Source organism: Paenibacillus solani (assembly GCF_050475945.1).
GTDB classification, from domain to species: Bacteria; Bacillota; Bacilli; order Paenibacillales; family Paenibacillaceae; genus Paenibacillus_AQ; species Paenibacillus_AQ solani_A.
Window position 1 is genome coordinate 156,743 of the sequence record NZ_JBCMXJ010000010.1, and the last position, 16,942, is coordinate 173,684.

14 protein-coding genes are annotated in these 16,942 nt (G+C 42.0%); 12 read left to right on the forward strand and 2 right to left on the reverse strand.

The window, feature by feature from the left end:
* Nucleotides 1-16: 16 nt before the first annotated feature.
* Entirely contained in the window at nucleotides 17-3,364 is a 3,348-nt protein-coding gene (locus ABEQ74_RS11830; protein ID WP_430122381.1) for a M14 family metallopeptidase, read from the forward strand.
* Between the two features lie 432 nt (nucleotides 3,365-3,796).
* Here ABEQ74_RS11830 and ABEQ74_RS11835 read toward each other — a convergent pair whose 3' ends face one another.
* Nucleotides 3,797-4,969, reverse strand: coding sequence for a DUF418 domain-containing protein (locus ABEQ74_RS11835; RefSeq protein WP_430122382.1), 1,173 nt, complete (start codon nucleotides 4,967-4,969; stop codon nucleotides 3,797-3,799).
* A gap of 335 nt (nucleotides 4,970-5,304) precedes the next feature.
* Here ABEQ74_RS11835 and ABEQ74_RS11840 point away from each other — a divergent pair, with 335 nt between their 5' ends.
* The 8 genes from ABEQ74_RS11840 to ABEQ74_RS11875 all read left to right on the forward strand — a co-directional run bounded on the left by ABEQ74_RS11840 (nucleotide 5,305) and on the right by ABEQ74_RS11875 (nucleotide 12,221).
* Nucleotides 5,305-6,231 carry a DUF2268 domain-containing protein gene (locus tag ABEQ74_RS11840; protein WP_430122383.1) on the forward strand — a complete coding sequence of 309 codons (927 nt, stop codon included), beginning with the start codon at nucleotides 5,305-5,307 and terminating at the stop codon, nucleotides 6,229-6,231.
* Nucleotides 6,206-6,955 (forward strand): MerR family transcriptional regulator, encoded by a 750-nt coding sequence (locus ABEQ74_RS11845; protein WP_430122384.1) that lies wholly within the window; start codon nucleotides 6,206-6,208, stop codon nucleotides 6,953-6,955. Before ABEQ74_RS11840 ends, ABEQ74_RS11845 begins: the two co-directional genes overlap by 26 nt.
* Nucleotides 6,956-7,170: 215 nt before the next feature.
* Nucleotides 7,171-7,764, forward strand: coding sequence for an RNA polymerase sigma factor (locus tag ABEQ74_RS11850; RefSeq protein WP_430122385.1), 594 nt, complete (start codon nucleotides 7,171-7,173; stop codon nucleotides 7,762-7,764).
* Nucleotides 7,748-8,674: a hypothetical protein gene (locus ABEQ74_RS11855; RefSeq protein WP_430122386.1), complete on the forward strand. Its 927-nt coding sequence runs from the start codon at nucleotides 7,748-7,750 to the stop codon at nucleotides 8,672-8,674. The genes ABEQ74_RS11850 and ABEQ74_RS11855 overlap by 17 nt, the downstream gene beginning before the upstream one ends.
* Before the next feature lie 632 nt (nucleotides 8,675-9,306).
* Nucleotides 9,307-9,939, forward strand: coding sequence for a TetR/AcrR family transcriptional regulator (locus ABEQ74_RS11860; protein ID WP_430122387.1), 633 nt, complete (start codon nucleotides 9,307-9,309; stop codon nucleotides 9,937-9,939).
* Nucleotides 9,936-10,790 (forward strand): ABC transporter ATP-binding protein, encoded by an 855-nt coding sequence (locus ABEQ74_RS11865; RefSeq protein WP_430122388.1) that lies wholly within the window; start codon nucleotides 9,936-9,938, stop codon nucleotides 10,788-10,790. The genes ABEQ74_RS11860 and ABEQ74_RS11865 overlap by 4 nt, the downstream gene beginning before the upstream one ends.
* Nucleotides 10,787-11,509, forward strand: a complete 723-nt coding sequence (locus ABEQ74_RS11870; protein ID WP_430122389.1) for an ABC transporter permease — start codon at nucleotides 10,787-10,789, stop codon at nucleotides 11,507-11,509. The genes ABEQ74_RS11865 and ABEQ74_RS11870 overlap by 4 nt, the downstream gene beginning before the upstream one ends.
* Nucleotides 11,496-12,221 (forward strand): hypothetical protein, encoded by a 726-nt coding sequence (locus tag ABEQ74_RS11875; protein WP_430122390.1) that lies wholly within the window; start codon nucleotides 11,496-11,498, stop codon nucleotides 12,219-12,221. The genes ABEQ74_RS11870 and ABEQ74_RS11875 overlap by 14 nt, the downstream gene beginning before the upstream one ends.
* A 98-nt stretch (nucleotides 12,222-12,319) precedes the next feature.
* Here ABEQ74_RS11875 and ABEQ74_RS11880 read toward each other — a convergent pair whose 3' ends face one another.
* Complete coding sequence (locus ABEQ74_RS11880; RefSeq protein WP_430122391.1) at nucleotides 12,320-14,296, reverse strand: ATP-dependent DNA helicase; 1,977 nt, start codon at nucleotides 14,294-14,296, stop codon at nucleotides 12,320-12,322.
* 343 nt (nucleotides 14,297-14,639) lie between these two features.
* Between ABEQ74_RS11880 and ABEQ74_RS11885 the strand changes: the two genes are divergently transcribed.
* From ABEQ74_RS11885 to ABEQ74_RS11895, 3 genes are all read left to right on the forward strand, one after another.
* On the forward strand, nucleotides 14,640-15,392 hold the full coding sequence (locus tag ABEQ74_RS11885; RefSeq protein ID WP_430122392.1) for a S1 family peptidase: 753 nt from the start codon (nucleotides 14,640-14,642) through the stop codon (nucleotides 15,390-15,392).
* Between the two features lie 131 nt (nucleotides 15,393-15,523).
* Nucleotides 15,524-15,796 (forward strand): hypothetical protein, encoded by a 273-nt coding sequence (locus tag ABEQ74_RS11890; RefSeq protein WP_430122393.1) that lies wholly within the window; start codon nucleotides 15,524-15,526, stop codon nucleotides 15,794-15,796.
* Nucleotides 15,797-16,381: 585 nt separating this feature from the next.
* Entirely contained in the window at nucleotides 16,382-16,603 is a 222-nt protein-coding gene (locus ABEQ74_RS11895) for a hypothetical protein (protein ID WP_430122394.1), read from the forward strand.
* Nucleotides 16,604-16,942 lie beyond the last annotated feature (339 nt).

Consider the following 16,942-nt stretch of genomic DNA (forward strand, 5'->3'; position numbering starts at 1 on the left):
GAAAAGGAGGAGCAAGATGATTAAGAAAACAATGAATCAAAGTGTAATCACATTATTGGTAACACTTTTGGTCTTGATGTACACGATTCCTGACGGCATGGTTTTGGCTCAGTCCGCACAGAGGAACGTGAAGAACCCAGTGACAACTCAAATATTAAAAATGAGCAACCATGTTGCATCGATGACGGAGAAGAGAACATTTCAAGTCAAGTTTGATCTTCCAATAGGTGTGAAAGCGGAAAGTATACGCTGGACGTATGATGATAAACCACTATCTGAATGGAAAACATTCGAACAAGGTGACTACACCGGTCCGGCTTTCATCACGGTTAGCGGTGAGAAGGTGATTAATGGAGAGTTTACGGCCAACGTTACCTTTGATCTGCCTTTTGGTTCGACCAATCTGGCCGAGCCACGCTTGCAGGCCCAGCGATTTGGGTCACTAATGGGCACATATGAACTGGCAGCGGTGGCTAATGGACAAATTATTGCCCAGGCACCCGTGAAATTAACACCTTACGAAAGCTTCATTACTTATGATGAGCTGAAGCCGGAGATAGATGCCGTGACAGCTCAAGCAGCTGAGAAAAATGGAAGATACATTGAAACCACATCCATCGGAAAGTCAGTGGAAGGTCGAGATATTTATTTTACGATTGTTGCCAAGAATAAGGCGACTGTAGACAAATATCAAAATGTAACCCATCCGGCCATGATGAATAATCCCGAACAATTACAGGAGGATATTAAATCGGGTGCATTCGGTGACTATGCTGTACCGGTCTGGATAAATAATATTCACCCAAATGAGTCCCCTGGAGTCGATGCGATCTTTAACTATTTTAAGTCCATAGCTTTGGATAAGAGCATAACGTATAACACTACTTTGCCGACTGGGAAACCGAGCAAAGTCTCACTTAATGTAGAAGATGCGTTAGACCATGTGTTCTTCATATTCGTTTATACCAACAATCCGGATGGACGCGTTCATACGACAAGAGGGAACGCTAATGACTTCGATTTGAACCGGGACAACTCCTACCAAACCCAACCAGAGTCACGCAGCGTTACGGAACAGATTGCAAAATGGTCTCCTCTGTCGTTTCTGGATTTACATGGATTCGATAGAAGTTTTCTCGTTGAACCGGCCACGCCGCCGCATGATCCAAACATCGAATATGATTTGATGATAGACAATATGGTAGAACAAGCGAAAGCCATGGGTGAAGCCGGAATAGCCAATACGAATTATCATTATTATCATATTCCTTACGAAGAACACCGGAAATCCGTTGAAGAACCGAGTTATCAGTCTAAGGGTGTGGCTTCAGGATGGGATGATGCGTCACCGGCCTACACAGCAGTATTCGCCATGCATCATGGTGCATTGGGACACACGCTCGAGGTTCCCGAGAATAACGAAGAATCCACAAAGGCCTTATACTACAGTACAGCAGCAGCTACATCCTACGTGATGAATAATAAAGAAAAACTGTTTGTAACCCAACTAGAGATTTATAAACGCGGGGTTCATAATATTGACGATCATGCAGTAGATCCATATTTGGTCAATGCTAAAAATAATCAAATCGGTCGTCCACGTCAGGGGATGCAGAATTTTTTCCCGGAATATTACGTGTTGCCAATCGACAAGAAGCTTCAAAAAAATCCACTTGAAGCATACCGTATGATTGAGTATTTTCTTCGTAATGGGGTTCAGGTCGAACGTTCCACAGAAGCTGTCAGCATTGATGGTAAGACATATCCTGAAGGATCATTTGTTGTCAATATGCATCAGGCATTGAGAGGGATAGCTAATCTAGTCTTGTATGACGGAGTGGATGTATCCGATTATGAATCTGTCGCCGGAGAAATTGTTCAAAATTTCCCTGATCTGCGCGGTTTTGATTCATATGCTATCCGAAAGCCGCTTGCATTTACAAGTAAGACAATGCCGGTAACCTCGGTTTCGCTTCCAGCGACGACAGTGCCTGGCCATACAGATTACGTGCTGATCGGCAATACCAATAACGACGCAATCCAAGCAGTAAATCATTTACTTGCTGCAGGCAAGGATGTGACCATGCTTACTTCACGCGGTGAAGGGCACGAAATGGGTGATTTCGTTGTTTCCTATGTCGACTTGTATCCACTAGCTTCAAAATATTTTCTTAACGTGAGTTCATTTGGCAACAACAAACCGGATGGAAAGGAACTTAGACGTTCGACAGTAGCAGCGCTAGGTGAGGCCGTATTTGTATTGGAAGGAATGGGCTTCGATGTCACTTCAGATCAGACGAAGGCTGATGTACTCGTCAATACATTCGATTTTTCCGATATGGTGGAGAAGGGAAAACCTTATATCGCCTATGGATACATGGGCATGATGAATATCCAAGACTTGATTCCCGGATTCTCCTATAAGGGGCCAGGATGGCAGCGATACGAAGGAGTATTCTTGGCAGACGTCAACCAGGATAATGTCATCACCGGACCTTACGATGAACAGGAGCATTTATATACCGTATCCGGCTCCTATATTACATCTGTTCCCAAAACAGCAAAAGTGCTTGCTACATTCAGCGACCAAGACCATTTTTACAAGTCGGGCTGGTGGCCAGGACATGATGCCGCCAAGGGCCAAATCATGGCTTTCACCTATAAAGAAAATAACAAAAATGTGACGGTGTTTTCTAACGATTTGACGAACGCGGCCCATTCTCAGCATCAATACCGATTGCTGGCCAATTCCATCTTCAATTCAGTTTCAACTGAGACTCAGGATTCCGGATCAAATGTAGCGTGTAATGACTTAAAAAGCGTTGAATCTTGGGCAGGAGATGAAATCCGCGAATTGGCAAGTCAAGGGATTCTGCAAGGTACAGGCGGAAATCGCTTTGAACCAACGAAGCAATTGACTCGTGCAGAATTTACGACGATGATCGTAAAGGGCTTTAATCAAACCGATGCACAAGCCGGAAGTTCCTTTACCGATGTTCCAACGTCAAGTTGGTTCTATCCTTATATTTCGGCAGCTGTTGAGTCCAAACTAGTTAATGGCTTGGGAGACGGTCGTTTTGAGCCCAATCGAGCTATTACGCGAGAAGAAATGGCTCAAATGGCTGCTAATGTTCTGAAGCTCACTGAGCATACTTCAATTAACAGCATCGACGAATCATTTTCTAAATTTACCGATAAAGATACCATTGCCCCTTATGCGAGAGATGCCGTTGCCTTGTTGACCCAAAAAGGAATCCTTCAAGGCGTTACCTTGACCACCTTCGGTCCAAAAGAAAGCGCCAACAGGGTACAGGCTGCGGTGATAATCCACCGGATGATGCAACTTAAGGAAGAACCGGCATAATTCATGGTATGTAACCCCATTCGAGTTCGAGTGGGGTTAATTGCACATTGCCCAAGAAGAAAAAGCTTTGACATCTAGGAACGCTCCAACGTCGTACAAAATGGCATCATTGTGCGGTTAGTAACATGCAGACCAGAGAGAATACTGTTTACTATGGCGGATTATCCCAGAGGGAGATCGTTTTATCACGGTACCTACGGCGTCGGGATCAAGCAAACCTTTTCATATCTTTCATCTGATGTATGACTCATTAGTCGGTTTGTTACTTTTGGATGAATTTGCTTCGTTCACACGTTGAAATGATGAGTTCAGATGGGAGGTAAGGGTACAGGCCCATTCGTGGTACGGCGGTTGACGCTAAATGACCAAAATAACAGTCCACCCAAGGGTGGACTGTTTGACATGAATTTTTGATAGTACCATCAGAACTTTCTATTTGAGTGTCGGTGCTGAACCGAAGGAACTGAATATCTGGTCGAAACGTCGCATGATGGACTCGAGCGGACCATTCGGTAAACGAGCAAGAATCCAGCCGATCACCAGCGTGATTACCACGACGAGTAAATCACCAAGTGAAATTTCGCTTAAGCTATATTCGACCCCTAATAGCGTAAGTACCCAAACAACGACGAACTGTGCAGCATACATCGTAAGTGCCACACGGCCGACTGCTGCAAAGGGAGTTAAAATAACGATCATTTTTCTCGGAACGAGGAACATTAGTCCTACTACCAGAAGTGCAATGCCAAGTCCAATAAGCGTTTGAAACGTAGATGCAGTATGAGGCGTTGTCGCTAGGAGCATGTGCCAGAGCGGCGGATCGGCATTAAGTGGCCATATGGCATATGGGTCAGGCGGAGTGGCATGCGGACCTTGAACACTAACGAGCCACGACTTAAATGCTATACTTAAATCTGGGAGAACATAAGCACCTATTGCTTTGCTGATGACGAGCGTAATAGAACCGCAGATTGCAAGTGACATTACTCTTCGCTTGTTGGTCAGGTCGAGACGTCCAATCACCATACCTGCTACAAAAGCAGGTGCAAGTGCGAGAGCAGACATCGGACCACCGGCAATATCTTGGAGCAGATACGCACCCGATAAGACGCTCATTCCTAAAAGCATGAGCGGTGGGGCTAACAACAGCAGGGCAAGTGTGGTGTACACAAGTGCGCGCGTCGAACGGTGAACCAGTACCAATGCCAAGACGAACATGGCAGCATAGGCGGGTAAGATAATACCATAAGGGGTATTTAGCAGGATAAGCAAGTAGCCGATCACATCCACAAATACTGCCCGAGCAAGCATTCTTGATCGAAAAACGGTTGCATCCGTCCCGCGTTCTTTCATTCGTCCAGCCATAATCGAGTAGGAAATGCCTCCACAGAGAACAAATAATAGCGTCGTATTCCCTGCCACGAATGCATTTCGTTCGTTTAATGCGAAGTGCTGTAAAAACATGCCGATCACGGCCAAACCTCTCGCAGCATCAAGGGCCGTAAGGCGCCCTGCACCTCCCGAACGGTTAGGTGCCGGCTTTTCCCGATTATCGGTGTTGTTTTCATGGGGAGACCCATCCGGCGAATGTAATACTACTGACAATTGATATTCCTCCTTTATTGTTTTTAGGTGCAGTGATTACTTGACCTCGCGCATCCATACATTTTCCACTATATCGAGCAGATATCGCTAAAGTTTGATCAATATGTAAACAAAATGTCACAAGAAGATCCATTGGCTTGCAGTTGAAAATCAACCGTAGCACAGTTGCTTTCTGAACAATTCGATAAATCGGTGCATTTACGTGGAGAATTTTTCGAGAAGGATTGTAAATAACCGCAAAAAGGTTCTTTTCAGTATTTGATTCATAGTTCTTGACCATGACGTTAGGTCATAGTGCATAATTCTCTATGAATACATAACTAGGAGTGAGAGATATGAACATAAAAACATTGCGTTCAGACCGAATTTATCAAAAAGTTGCCCAAGCTTCGCCCGAAGAAAAGCTTGAATTATTCAGAAATGAAATGATGGCTCCCTTTATGAAGCAATGGCAAATTCAACAGATCCCTTTTAGAGCTGAAGAGTCGAATGGTTTTGACGTTATTACGTTTAATAGTATGATGCATCGATCCCCTGATCAGATTAGCTCTCAGATTTGTGCAGAGATTGAGCTGATTTCGTCCGAATCATTTTGGTTAGAGTGTGAGCATGCTGTGAAGAAAAGCCTTAATCTATTTGTAGAGCATGAAATTAACCTCCCCGTATCCGATTATTTGTTTACCATTCAACTAGGAAATCCGGATAGCCATGCCTTAACCATAAATGAAGGATATAGCGGGTTTGGTGGCATTCCGGGATTTATCTGGGGTACACTCTTGCCGAATGAGTACACCATTCCTCGAATGAAGGCTGCGCTGGCACACGAATGTAACCATAATGTACGATATCAATTCATTCAGTGGGACCACACCGTTAATTTGGGCGAGCTACTTGTAAGTGAAGGATTAGCTGAAAACTATGCAACGTTCATGTTTGGAGAGGAACTTCTCGGCCCTTGGGTAACAAGAACAAACGCAGAAATACTTAACACACACATAAAGCCTGTACTAAGAGAGCAATTACAATTGACCGGGTTTGATCAATTGGCCCCGTATCTTTACGGTGATGAGATCGCCAAGCTTCAAAATCTACAACCGGTCAATATGCCTTATAGTGCTGGCTACGCTTGTGGATATCATCTAATTCAGTATTATTTAAGAAAAACCGGAAAAACGATCTTTGAGGCCACCATAACACCTGCTGCTCAAATACTAGACGAAGTAGAAGGATTTTGGGATGAAAAAACAATTATTAACGGTTAAAGATATAGTTCAGATTACCGGCATTACAGCTCGTACCCTTCATTATTACGATAGAATTCATTTATTTAAACCGACGCACCTGACAGAGAAAGGGTATCGCCTCTATGATCGAAGCAGTTTGGAAAAACTTCAAACGATTCTTTTCCTAAAGGAACTGGATTTTTCTTTGAAAGAGATTGCGGACATTTTAAAGCTCACCAGGAAAGAACAGAAACAAATAATGAACAACCAAAGTCATGTTTTACAAGCAAGAATAAAAAAACTAGAAACGATCAAGACCGCTATCGATGAGTACGTTTCAGGGAAAGATATTGGCAGTTTGCATGTTTTTGATAGTTCCTCCGTGTTGCCATTGCAAGAACAATATGCGAATGAGGCGAGTTTCTTTTATGGCAAGACAGAGGCCTATAAAGAGTATAATGAAAGATTAGAAAAATTATCATCAGATGAAAGAGTGAAGCTGTTTTCTAGTGTTGAACAAGTGTTTAAAAATATTGCATCCAATATGAATCAGTCTCCTTCCTCCGCTATAGTGCAGCGATTAATCGCAGAGTGGAGGGAGCATTTGGAGCAGCTCATGACTTGTGATTCAAATCTGCTGACCTGCATTGCCGATACGTACAAATACGATATACGAATGAAAAACCATATTAATCAATATGGCAATGAAGACTTCGCAGACTTCCTGCACAGTGCTATCATGCATTATATATCTAAATCATGAACAGAAAAGTTGGATAGATGCAGATTAAACTAACGGGATACAAAGCACAATCAATATAAGAAAGGCAGCTGATCATTATGATCGGCTGCCTTTGTTAAGCTAACGGTCAGGATAATAACTAATTAAACTCTCGGTTTAGATTGTAGTTTATTTTTTGGTACTGTCACATTATGGGGCGAGCTGTTCGTTGTATAGAGTGAAAGGGGGGAGACGGCTTGAATGATACGGAGTTAAGTCAGGTCATTGCAGAGGTGTTGGATGGGAAGACAGAAAAATTCGAGATAATCATGGAGATTTATCAAAAACCGATTTTTCGCTACTGTTATCATATGCTTGGGAATTATGCCGAAGCCGAGGATAACGCACAAGAAGTATTTTTGAAGACTTTCCGCATGTTGAACAAATACACCCAAAATCAGATCAATTTTAACGCCTGGATATACAAGATTGCATACCATCAATGTATCGACATTATCCGTAAACGAAGGTTGGTGAAATATTTACCTTTCTTTTATCAGGATGATAAAGAAAATAATGAAGTCGATTTACATATTGAAGCCAACTATTTTGATGAATCCGTACATCAAGCCATGTCAAAATTAACGGCGGATGAGCGCAACTTGTTAATCTTACGCTGTATCGAGGATAAAAGCTACCAGGAGATCGAATTGATTCTCGGCAAAAACAGCACCAGCCTTCGTAAGAAATACGAACGTACATCTGCAAAATTTCGAAAGTATTATGCTCAAGCGAAGGGAGTGGGAAAGTATGAATATGGACAGGGATCGGGATTTGAAAAAACTGTTTGATGACCATCGCATTCCCGACGTCGACTTGACAGGAAAAGTAATGAGAACACTACATGCTAAGCCAAAAGAAAAGGAGAGTTTTTTTATGAAATATAAGGTTGCTTTGACTGCGTTTGTAGGAATGATGTTAATGGCCTCCACGGGTTATGCGGCAGTTCAATATCATTCTTTGACGAATAAGGATGGCGAAGTCGTATATGAGACTAAATCGACGCAAGAGTACGGAAAAACAGAATCAAAAGATGAGATAGAGCGTTACAAGGTATTTTATGAACTTAAGGATAAGGTGCTAAAGAACGGGGAAGCTGGGCTGTTCTATATGGTTGCCAATAACCCGAATCATGAAACAATTCTTGGAACGAAGGTGACTAACTTCCAAGATCTTTCTCAATTGCGCGATAAGATTACGGATAAATCCATTAAGATCGCAGACAAAGTCAATGGAAACTATACATTCCAAAAGGCGGACGTAATCTTTAAAAATGCTCAGGAAGTGAATCCTCCTTCTTCGGAAGAAAAAAAGAGAGTTGAAGAAAAGCTGAGAAAGCAGGCGGAAGAGTCCAATAAGGGATATGCCATGATGCCTGTGGAAATGACAGATCAGTTATCCCTTCTCAATGTTACGTATCAAAATGGCGAAGATGAAATCGTAGTTATGATCAATAATCTGAGCGGGAAAAGCGCGCCGATAGGGTATATTGACGAGAAAGTTGAATTTAAGCAGGAGAAGGTTCAAGTGAAGGGAGTAGAAATGCTGCATACCGAATTTGGTCCTTCGCAGTGGCACGAGCTGAAATGGGTATACGAGAGCCCAGACAAAAAGGTAAAATACGCCTATAGTATAAGTGGAGACCTGAATAAAGTAAGCAAAGAAACCTTGATGAAACTTGCCGAAGGTTATTTAGAATAATAAGCACTAAAACAGCGGGAATCTACTCCAGTTCAATTGGGGTGATTCCCGTTTTGGTATGGGACAAGAACACCGTCCGATTATACCGCTCCAACAACTCAAAACCTTGATACTACCATTGAAGCAGAGTGCACATGGCCTCAGTGACTACCAAAAGACTGAAGTGGAAATCAGTAGAGTAGTAGATTAATTCCGCTCTTCATTTGTTTAAACAAATAATCATATCGGAAGTGATATTATGCGAAGGCTAATTCCCCATCCAGTTCAACCTCTCTCCAGTATCACCGAGCATTTGTAGTAATACAAACACAGCCCCCAGTCCGAGATTGTATTTACTTTCACTGGCCAGGCAAGAAGCTAAGAAACTAATCCCATTAATTGTGTAATACATCAGGAGTGCGTGGAATAGAACGAACAACAGCAACCATTAGAAGCCATAGGAAACGGTTGACGCGTACATTTGCCTTGAATAAGGCCCATGAGATATTCATCAACAGTGATCCATGCCATAGAAACCCATGAAGATTTCTTGGAAACACCAAATTAATTGACATTCGAGCTGAGGAAGAGTATTTTGTGAATATAAAATAAATTTATTCATACAATCATAAAGTATCAGGAGATGGATTAATATGCCCAAAAAATTTACCGATCAGGAACGGGATTGGATTCGCGATAAAATGTTGAAGGAGGCACGACACTGCTTCGAAAAGATGGGACTTAAAAAAACAAGCATTGAAGAGTTAACTAGAGCGGCAGGGATTGCGCAAGGTTCGTTTTACATGTTTTTTGGCTCGAAAGAGGAACTGTACTTTGAATTGATACAGGAAGAGGAGAAACGAATTCGCAAAACCATTCTGGAATTATTCCCTCCTGGTGAAACTTGCAGCAAGGAAGGCATAAAACGGTTTCTTCTGCATTCGTTCCATATGATGGATGAAAGTCCGTTACTGCGCCAAATGATGAGCCAGGGTGAGATGGAACAATTATTTAGGAAATTGCCTCCATCACTGTTGGAGCACAATTTTACCGAGGATCATGATGCGCTTCGCCCTGTGATCGCTGCCTGGCAGATGGAGGGCATTTTAGCCGATGTGGCACCCGAAACGATCGTTAGCATGATCCGTTCCCTGATGCTGCTGACGCTCCATAAGAACGAAATCGGAGAGGAGCATTTCACCGCAACAATAGACTTGCTTGTAGAAGTACTCGCTACAGGTATGCTATCTATGTCGAAGCAAGTGGGGGAAGGAGATCAGGTATGATAGATGTAAAAGGCCTCCAATTCACGTATCCGGGACAAAAGGAAAGAACGCTTCACGGGCTAAATTTTGAGATTCCGCGTGGAGAAATCTTTGGCTTCCTCGGTCCATCTGGCGCAGGTAAAAGCACAACTCAAAAGCTCTTGATCGGAGTACTAAAGGGTTACCATGGAAGTATAAAAGTAATGGATAAGGAAATTAGGAAAATGGGTCCGGACTATTACGAACGGATTGGGGTTGCCTTTGAATTCCCGAACTTCTATGACAAGTTTTCGGTACTGGAAAACTTGAAGCTATTTCGTTCCCTCTATAGTGGGAATATAGAGGAACCCATGCGGCTGCTGGAACTGGTCGATCTTTCCGATGCAGCACATATGAAGGTTTCCCAGTTATCCAAGGGGATGAAAATGAGATTAAATTTTTGCCGAGCACTGCTGCATGATCCGGATATTTTATTTCTGGACGAACCAACCTCCGGATTGGACCCGGTCAATGCCAAAAAAATGAAGGAAATGATTCTGGCAAAAAAAGCGGCAGGTAAAACGATACTATTAACGACGCATAATATGCAGGCTGCAGAAGAACTTTGCGATCGCGTTGCGTTCATCGTGGATGGCGAAATCAAATTAATTGATTCACCAAGGGATTTGAAACTCCGCAAAGGGAAGAAGACGATTCGTATCGAGTACCGAAGAGATAGTGAATTGAAGGAAGTGGTATTTCCTCTTGGCGGAATTGGAGAGAATGATCAATTTCTTAGATTCATTCAGGAGTATCCTCCTGAAACCATTCATTCGCAGGAAGCGACATTAGAACAAATATTTATAGAGGTAACAGGGAGGCAGCTTTTATGAGAGGCTTAGCTCTATTTACCTTCGATTTGCGTTTCCAATGGCGGCACGGATTCTACTTTGTTTACCTATTGGTTTGCGCCGTTTATTGGGTACTACTCCGTCTTATACCTGAGCCGTATCGGGATGAAGCGGCAGTTGTCTTAACCTTTAGCGATCCTTGTGCTTTAGGTTTAATTATGGCAGGCGGTATCGTTCTACTGGAAAGGGACCAAGGGATTCATGATCCACTGTTCGTCTCCCCAATTCATTTGCGGGAATATCTGCTCGCAAAATCAGGTTCGCTCTCTCTGTTGTCACTTATGGCAGGATGGGTCATTCATTTGGCCTCAGGCAGTTTACCGGGTTCACCACTGGCATTCTCTGTGGGCATCTTGCTCACCTCATCATTCATGACCTTGTTATCGATCGGCGTGGCGGCACGCTACCGAACCATCAACGGCTTTATTCTGATGATCCAGGTTAAATCGTTGCCCTTCGTCCTCCCACTGCTCGGATTCTTCGATTGGTGGTATACGGATTTATTTCTTTTTCTGCCGACAGAGGGGACACTACGTCTGCTGGTTTCACCTAAAGGGGGAGAGAATCTGTTAGAAATTCTATATTCTATAACCATCCTGATCATTTGGAATTATGGGGCTTACTTATGGACATATCGCACATACAAACGGCATGTACTGATGCATATCGGTGAGGGGGAAACGAAGAATGGTAAAATATAGAGCCCTCCTCGCGAATGATCTCCGGTATGCTTGGCGAGATCCGGTTTTGACTGCAGCATTGATTGGACCACTCGCATTACTTCTATTATCACGGTATGGTTTTCCCGTTGCTTCATATTGGCTCGAATCATACTATTCTTTTAACTTGGAGGAATATCGTGTTTTTTCAGCCTCATTCTTGATGATTATACCCCCTTTACTTATCGGAATGCTTGTAGGTTTGTTAATGCTTGACGAACGTGATGAGAATGTTATTGCATATTATTCGGTGACACCGTTCATGCGTCGAGGTTATTTAGTTTACAGGCTGGCTCTTCCTACGATGCTATCTACTGTCTTATCCTTGTTATACTTATGTTTTTCCGGTCTTCTTTTTTTTCGCATGGAGTATCTAATTGTCTTGTTATTACTTGCTTTGGAGGCCCCACTGTTCGCTTTACTTCTGGCGGCATTTGCAAAAAATAAGGTAGAAGGGCTAGCCTTATCGAAAATCGGAGGCTTGTTGATCATAGGCCCTGTAGTTGCTTACTTCATACCCAATGCCTGGGGATACCTCGGAGCTGGAGTTCCTACATATTGGCCGGCGAAGGTGCTTCATCTGTACATACAGAACGAACCACTTTTAGCCAATGTTTATTTCATGATCGGATTGGTCATTCACACGCTGTATTTACTATTTATGATATTTATTTTCAGTAACAAACATATATAAAAAAGACCTGTTCTGACACACTCCAAGTCTACTTTCTGACTTGAACTGCGTTAAAGAACAGGTCTTTTTCCAGTTTCCAATTAAAAGATTTCGAATGTCTACAACGATTCTACTTCAAGTGTAGCTCCAGGCGGCAATACGGCTTCAACTCGATTTCTGACATGCTGATTGAGCAAAATTTCCGCATCCAAGATGGCTGCAATCCCTTGATCCGTCGATGAGCGAATGAGTCTACCTAATCCTTGCCGTAAGCGAAGCAGCATATATGGCAGGTCTACTTCTTCATATGCTGAATCAGCAGCTTCCCGTTTAGCTATAAAAACAGGATCTTCCGGGGGATAAGGCAGTGACCAAATTATAACGTTGGATAAAGAAGGTCCAGGCACATCCAGACCCTCCCATAGGCTTGCCGCACAGAGCACGCTTTCCTCTGTATTTTGAAACTCAGAGATAAGGCTGCTAATCTCACGATCACCTTCATACAGCATGGTATAAGATGTGAGAGATGGATGGTGCGAAGCGGCTTGCTTAAACTCGTGCAGCTCATTCATTGTTCTAAATAACAATAGAGCTCGTCCTCCGGTACGTTTGATCAACTTGGCAGCCAGGTCCAGCTTCTTCTCAGCAGCAATTTCAGTCCCAATCTCTCCATCTTGCAAAAGTTCACTCGGTGCTAATAGCTTCATCTGCTTCTCATAATCGTACGGAGAATCCACGGAAAAGGATAAAAACTCGCTGATTCCGAGACTTCCCGCTACGTAATCAAAAGATCCATCTACCGATAAGGTTGCTGACGAGAATACAATCGGCATCTGAAGACCGAATACCCGTTCCTCTAGCACTTCCTTGACCGTCTGCGGCATAATGGCAAGTGTTGCAGCACCATCGTCATTTTCTTCCGCCCAGCAAATGTAGGTATCTGACTCACGAAACAGATGGAGCGCAGTTTGGATCATCTCCAGATGCTCTTCAACGATACGCAGCTTATATTCATCAAGCGTATACAGGCCACTCTCAAAGACCAGTTCTTCATCAATAGCTTCTATGGTACTTTTCCAGCGATTCAGTTCTTTTAGAAGCTTCTCATCAATGTGGATTTGTTTTCGATCAGAACCGGGTATCGCTGTACTTTGCTCCGCTACCAGAGAAAATACAAGCTGACTCTGATCAATGGAATCTTCAATTCGTTCAGCTAGCGTTTCTCTGATCTCTCCATCTAGAAGACGAGTAATAATCTCTTCATATGCACTATGCTTCAGCTGATAACTGAGGGCATGTTGTGCAGCCGATTCGAGTAAGTGTCCTTCGTCAAAGACAACAGAACTATGTTCAGGGAGGAGGGGAAGCTGACCTTCTCTTTTTCTTCCCTCATAGGTCCACACATGTTCCATGTAGTAATCATGGGAGCAGATAATAAGGTCTGTAGATTTTCGATAATGGTCCCGAGATAAGGACATGCCGCAGCGATGTCTTTTATCACATACAAAACAGTCCTGAAATGAATCCCAGTTGATCTTATTCCACTGTTCATCATTCAGATGTGGGTAATCCTTACGATCGCCGTAAGGGTAGAAAGATTGCATCGTTCCTGGAGAATGAACAAAATCAGGAAGGTTTTCATACACGTCTTCAATAACCGCCGCATCTTCATCCTGCAGGCGAACACCGTCTATTTTCTTAAGACATAAATATTGATCAGGAGATTTACCGAGCCGTGCATCAATCTGTAAGTCCAAATAACGGGCAAGCTTAGCTATGTCGCCTTCCTGTTTCACAAGCTGCTCAATGAGCGACTCATCTGCACAGGCAATCACGGCAGGCTTACGTGTATATCTTGCATAATTAACTGCATAAAGCAGATACACGAGTGTTTTTCCCGTACCTACCCCAGCTTCTGCAAAAATAGTTTTCTTATCAGCATAGGCTCTTTCCAACTGGTAAGCCATAAATATTTGTTCATCACGGACATCAAATCCATGTTCAGGTAACACATCATAAAAAACATCCGCAACCCAATCGCCGACCTGCTTAACGAACGGTTCTGACGGATCATAGGAGAAAGGATATCGCTCCACGCTTACGCCTCCGACACTATCATATTCTTAGTAGGAAAACTATAATTATCACATGAATGAGTAGGTTTGGCAATCTGTATTTTTCAAAACCAAAATGATAAATAATAAAAAACAAGCTGCAGTCCAATGAGATTGTAGCTTGTTTTACTAGTATTATACGTTTATCCAGCCGTTTCCGATCACAGTATGCCAAGGTTTGGTATAATCATCTTGTATCATTGTTTTTATTCTATTTCTCATTAGTAGGGAGGTATTTCCCATCCGTAACGATGAGCTGAATGATCCCAAAACACCCGCCGATCCGGTAGATGATACCGATATCCCAGTTGAATGGCAAGAAGAATTGTGGAACCTGGAGGATGACGATGAAGAAGATGAGCTTAATCCCCCGCCAAAAAGAACATGGATCAAAAAAACAATTATTGTTATGCTGGCCATTCTGCTACTCGGTAATCTAATTGCTTTTATACCGCAGGTATATAATCTACCGACACTAAGGTTTTTGAAAAAGGATTCACAGTTATCACAAGATGAACAGATCCAGCAATATAAGCAAGCCGTTGTCAACGTTAGTATCGGCGATCGTAAAGGTACAGGGTTTAATATCGCTCCAAACGGAATCATTATTACGAATCAACATGTTATGGATAATGACAAGGCTGGCATAATCCAATTCCTTGATGGAAAAACATATCTGGCAGATGTTATCGTAAGTGACAGCGAGATCGATATCTCCATACTTCAAATTAGAGACCATGCGAACAACCTACCTACATTGCAATTGGAAACAGAGATAGCGTATGAGGAAGGCGACCCTATTCATGTTATCGGAAATCCGCTAGGATTCTACCGAATCGCAACTGAAGGCACAGTGCTAGGTTTAACACCATCAGAAAGTCTCCAGCTTCCTATGCTGATGATACAGGCGCCAATTCATAACGGAAACAGCGGCAGCCCTGTTATTAACAATAAGGGGAAGGTTATTGCAGTTGTGTATGCCACAACAACTACATCACAGGAAGACCATTCTACCACCGTAGGTCTTGCTATTCCAATTGAATATTTGGAGAAATATGAAAAGATTATGTTTCAATAGTAGTAGGCAGCCGATCCACATGGACCGGCTGTTTTTGTTCAACTAGAGGGCAGATTTGTTTAAACCTTCATTTGAAACCATTTTTAAACGTAAACGTATCATGTTGTAAATAAATTACATTGAGGTGAAGTATGAAAGCTTTTGATTACTTAAGAAGAGCTTATTATAAACTAAGTTATTATTATCAGAAATTTCAATTCATCTTAATGTCTATTGTAGTTGCTGGAATCGTTGATTATTTCTTTATTTACGAGATTCTTGTTTCATTATCAGGTTTAATTCCTGTTTTTATGTTAGAAGTTGGTCCAGTCATTGTTATCATTTTGTCAATCATTATTGTTCGAGGAATTGTTAAGTTTATAAAGAAAATGAAAGAAAACAAATTCTTACTATTTTTACTCTAACAATAATTTATCATATTAAGAAGTTTTGCCGTATTTCATTTAGCAATAAACATCGTATAACTACATATTCACGCTTCATTTATCTTACTTGGAAAAGAGGTTTTGAATCAATGAATAGCAAGATTAATTGCGGGATCGTATTATTAGCGCTCAGTTTGCTTCTTAAGCCAATATTGGCGATGGTGGGACTAAATGAAACGTTGTTCGGATTGCACTGGCAAGGTGAAACTGTGTTTTCATTGAGTCCATTCATAGTTCAGATAATTCTAGCCGTAATTGGGATTATCATGCTTTTCATCGGTGGTATGCAAGTTGCAAAGCAGAGGAATAAGTAGTTGAAAGGATATAGGGCACAATAAGTGATCTTGGACACATATTCAAAGTTGTGGGGAGACAAGAACATGGTTCCTAAGAAAGTCGCTAATATAGCGGCTTTTTTGTTTTATCGGTACAAGTCATGTGTTAATAATGATTGCCGGGAAGACAAAAACATAATATCGTTAGAAATCCAAGATTTCAAAAGCTATCTTAATCTGAATCATCGATAATTGAACAACAAAGCTTAAACTTGAGGTGGAAACAGCTATGAAAAAAAGAAACATAACAGGTATTGTAGTTGCCATGATTTATTGTGTCGTCCTTTTTGAGATTTTAACGGATGCCCCTCCGGGTGAAGCTCCAAATAATCCATTTTGGGTATATTCAATGATTCCACTTGGAGCTGTTGTTATTACCTCTCTTTTTGATTATGTGATCAAGTTCGATTTTTTTAGAAGAAAAAAAAGAAATAAAAAAAGGAAAGAATAGACCAAGGTAACAGTCTCTTAGACTTCGTTTAAAGCAATCCAAAGATTTCAGATGTAACCTGTGCTCTGAGAAGCGGCCGTTAATGTTTTGTGTCCTCCATGCCATGCATCCTCAGAAAACAATACTTCGGGAACAATCATCTCCCCACAGTATGTTCATCCGTTTATGTTTTTCTACCCATTTAGCAATTTCTACACATTATTTTCCCCCTTAATTGATTCATGTGCAGGGTTTGATAAGCGGCCAGACCAGAAAAAACAACAGCCCATGGAAATTTGCAACTTTACTAAAATATGAGGGTGTCCTTATACTAAAGCAGCCTATTAAGTCTTATGCTCG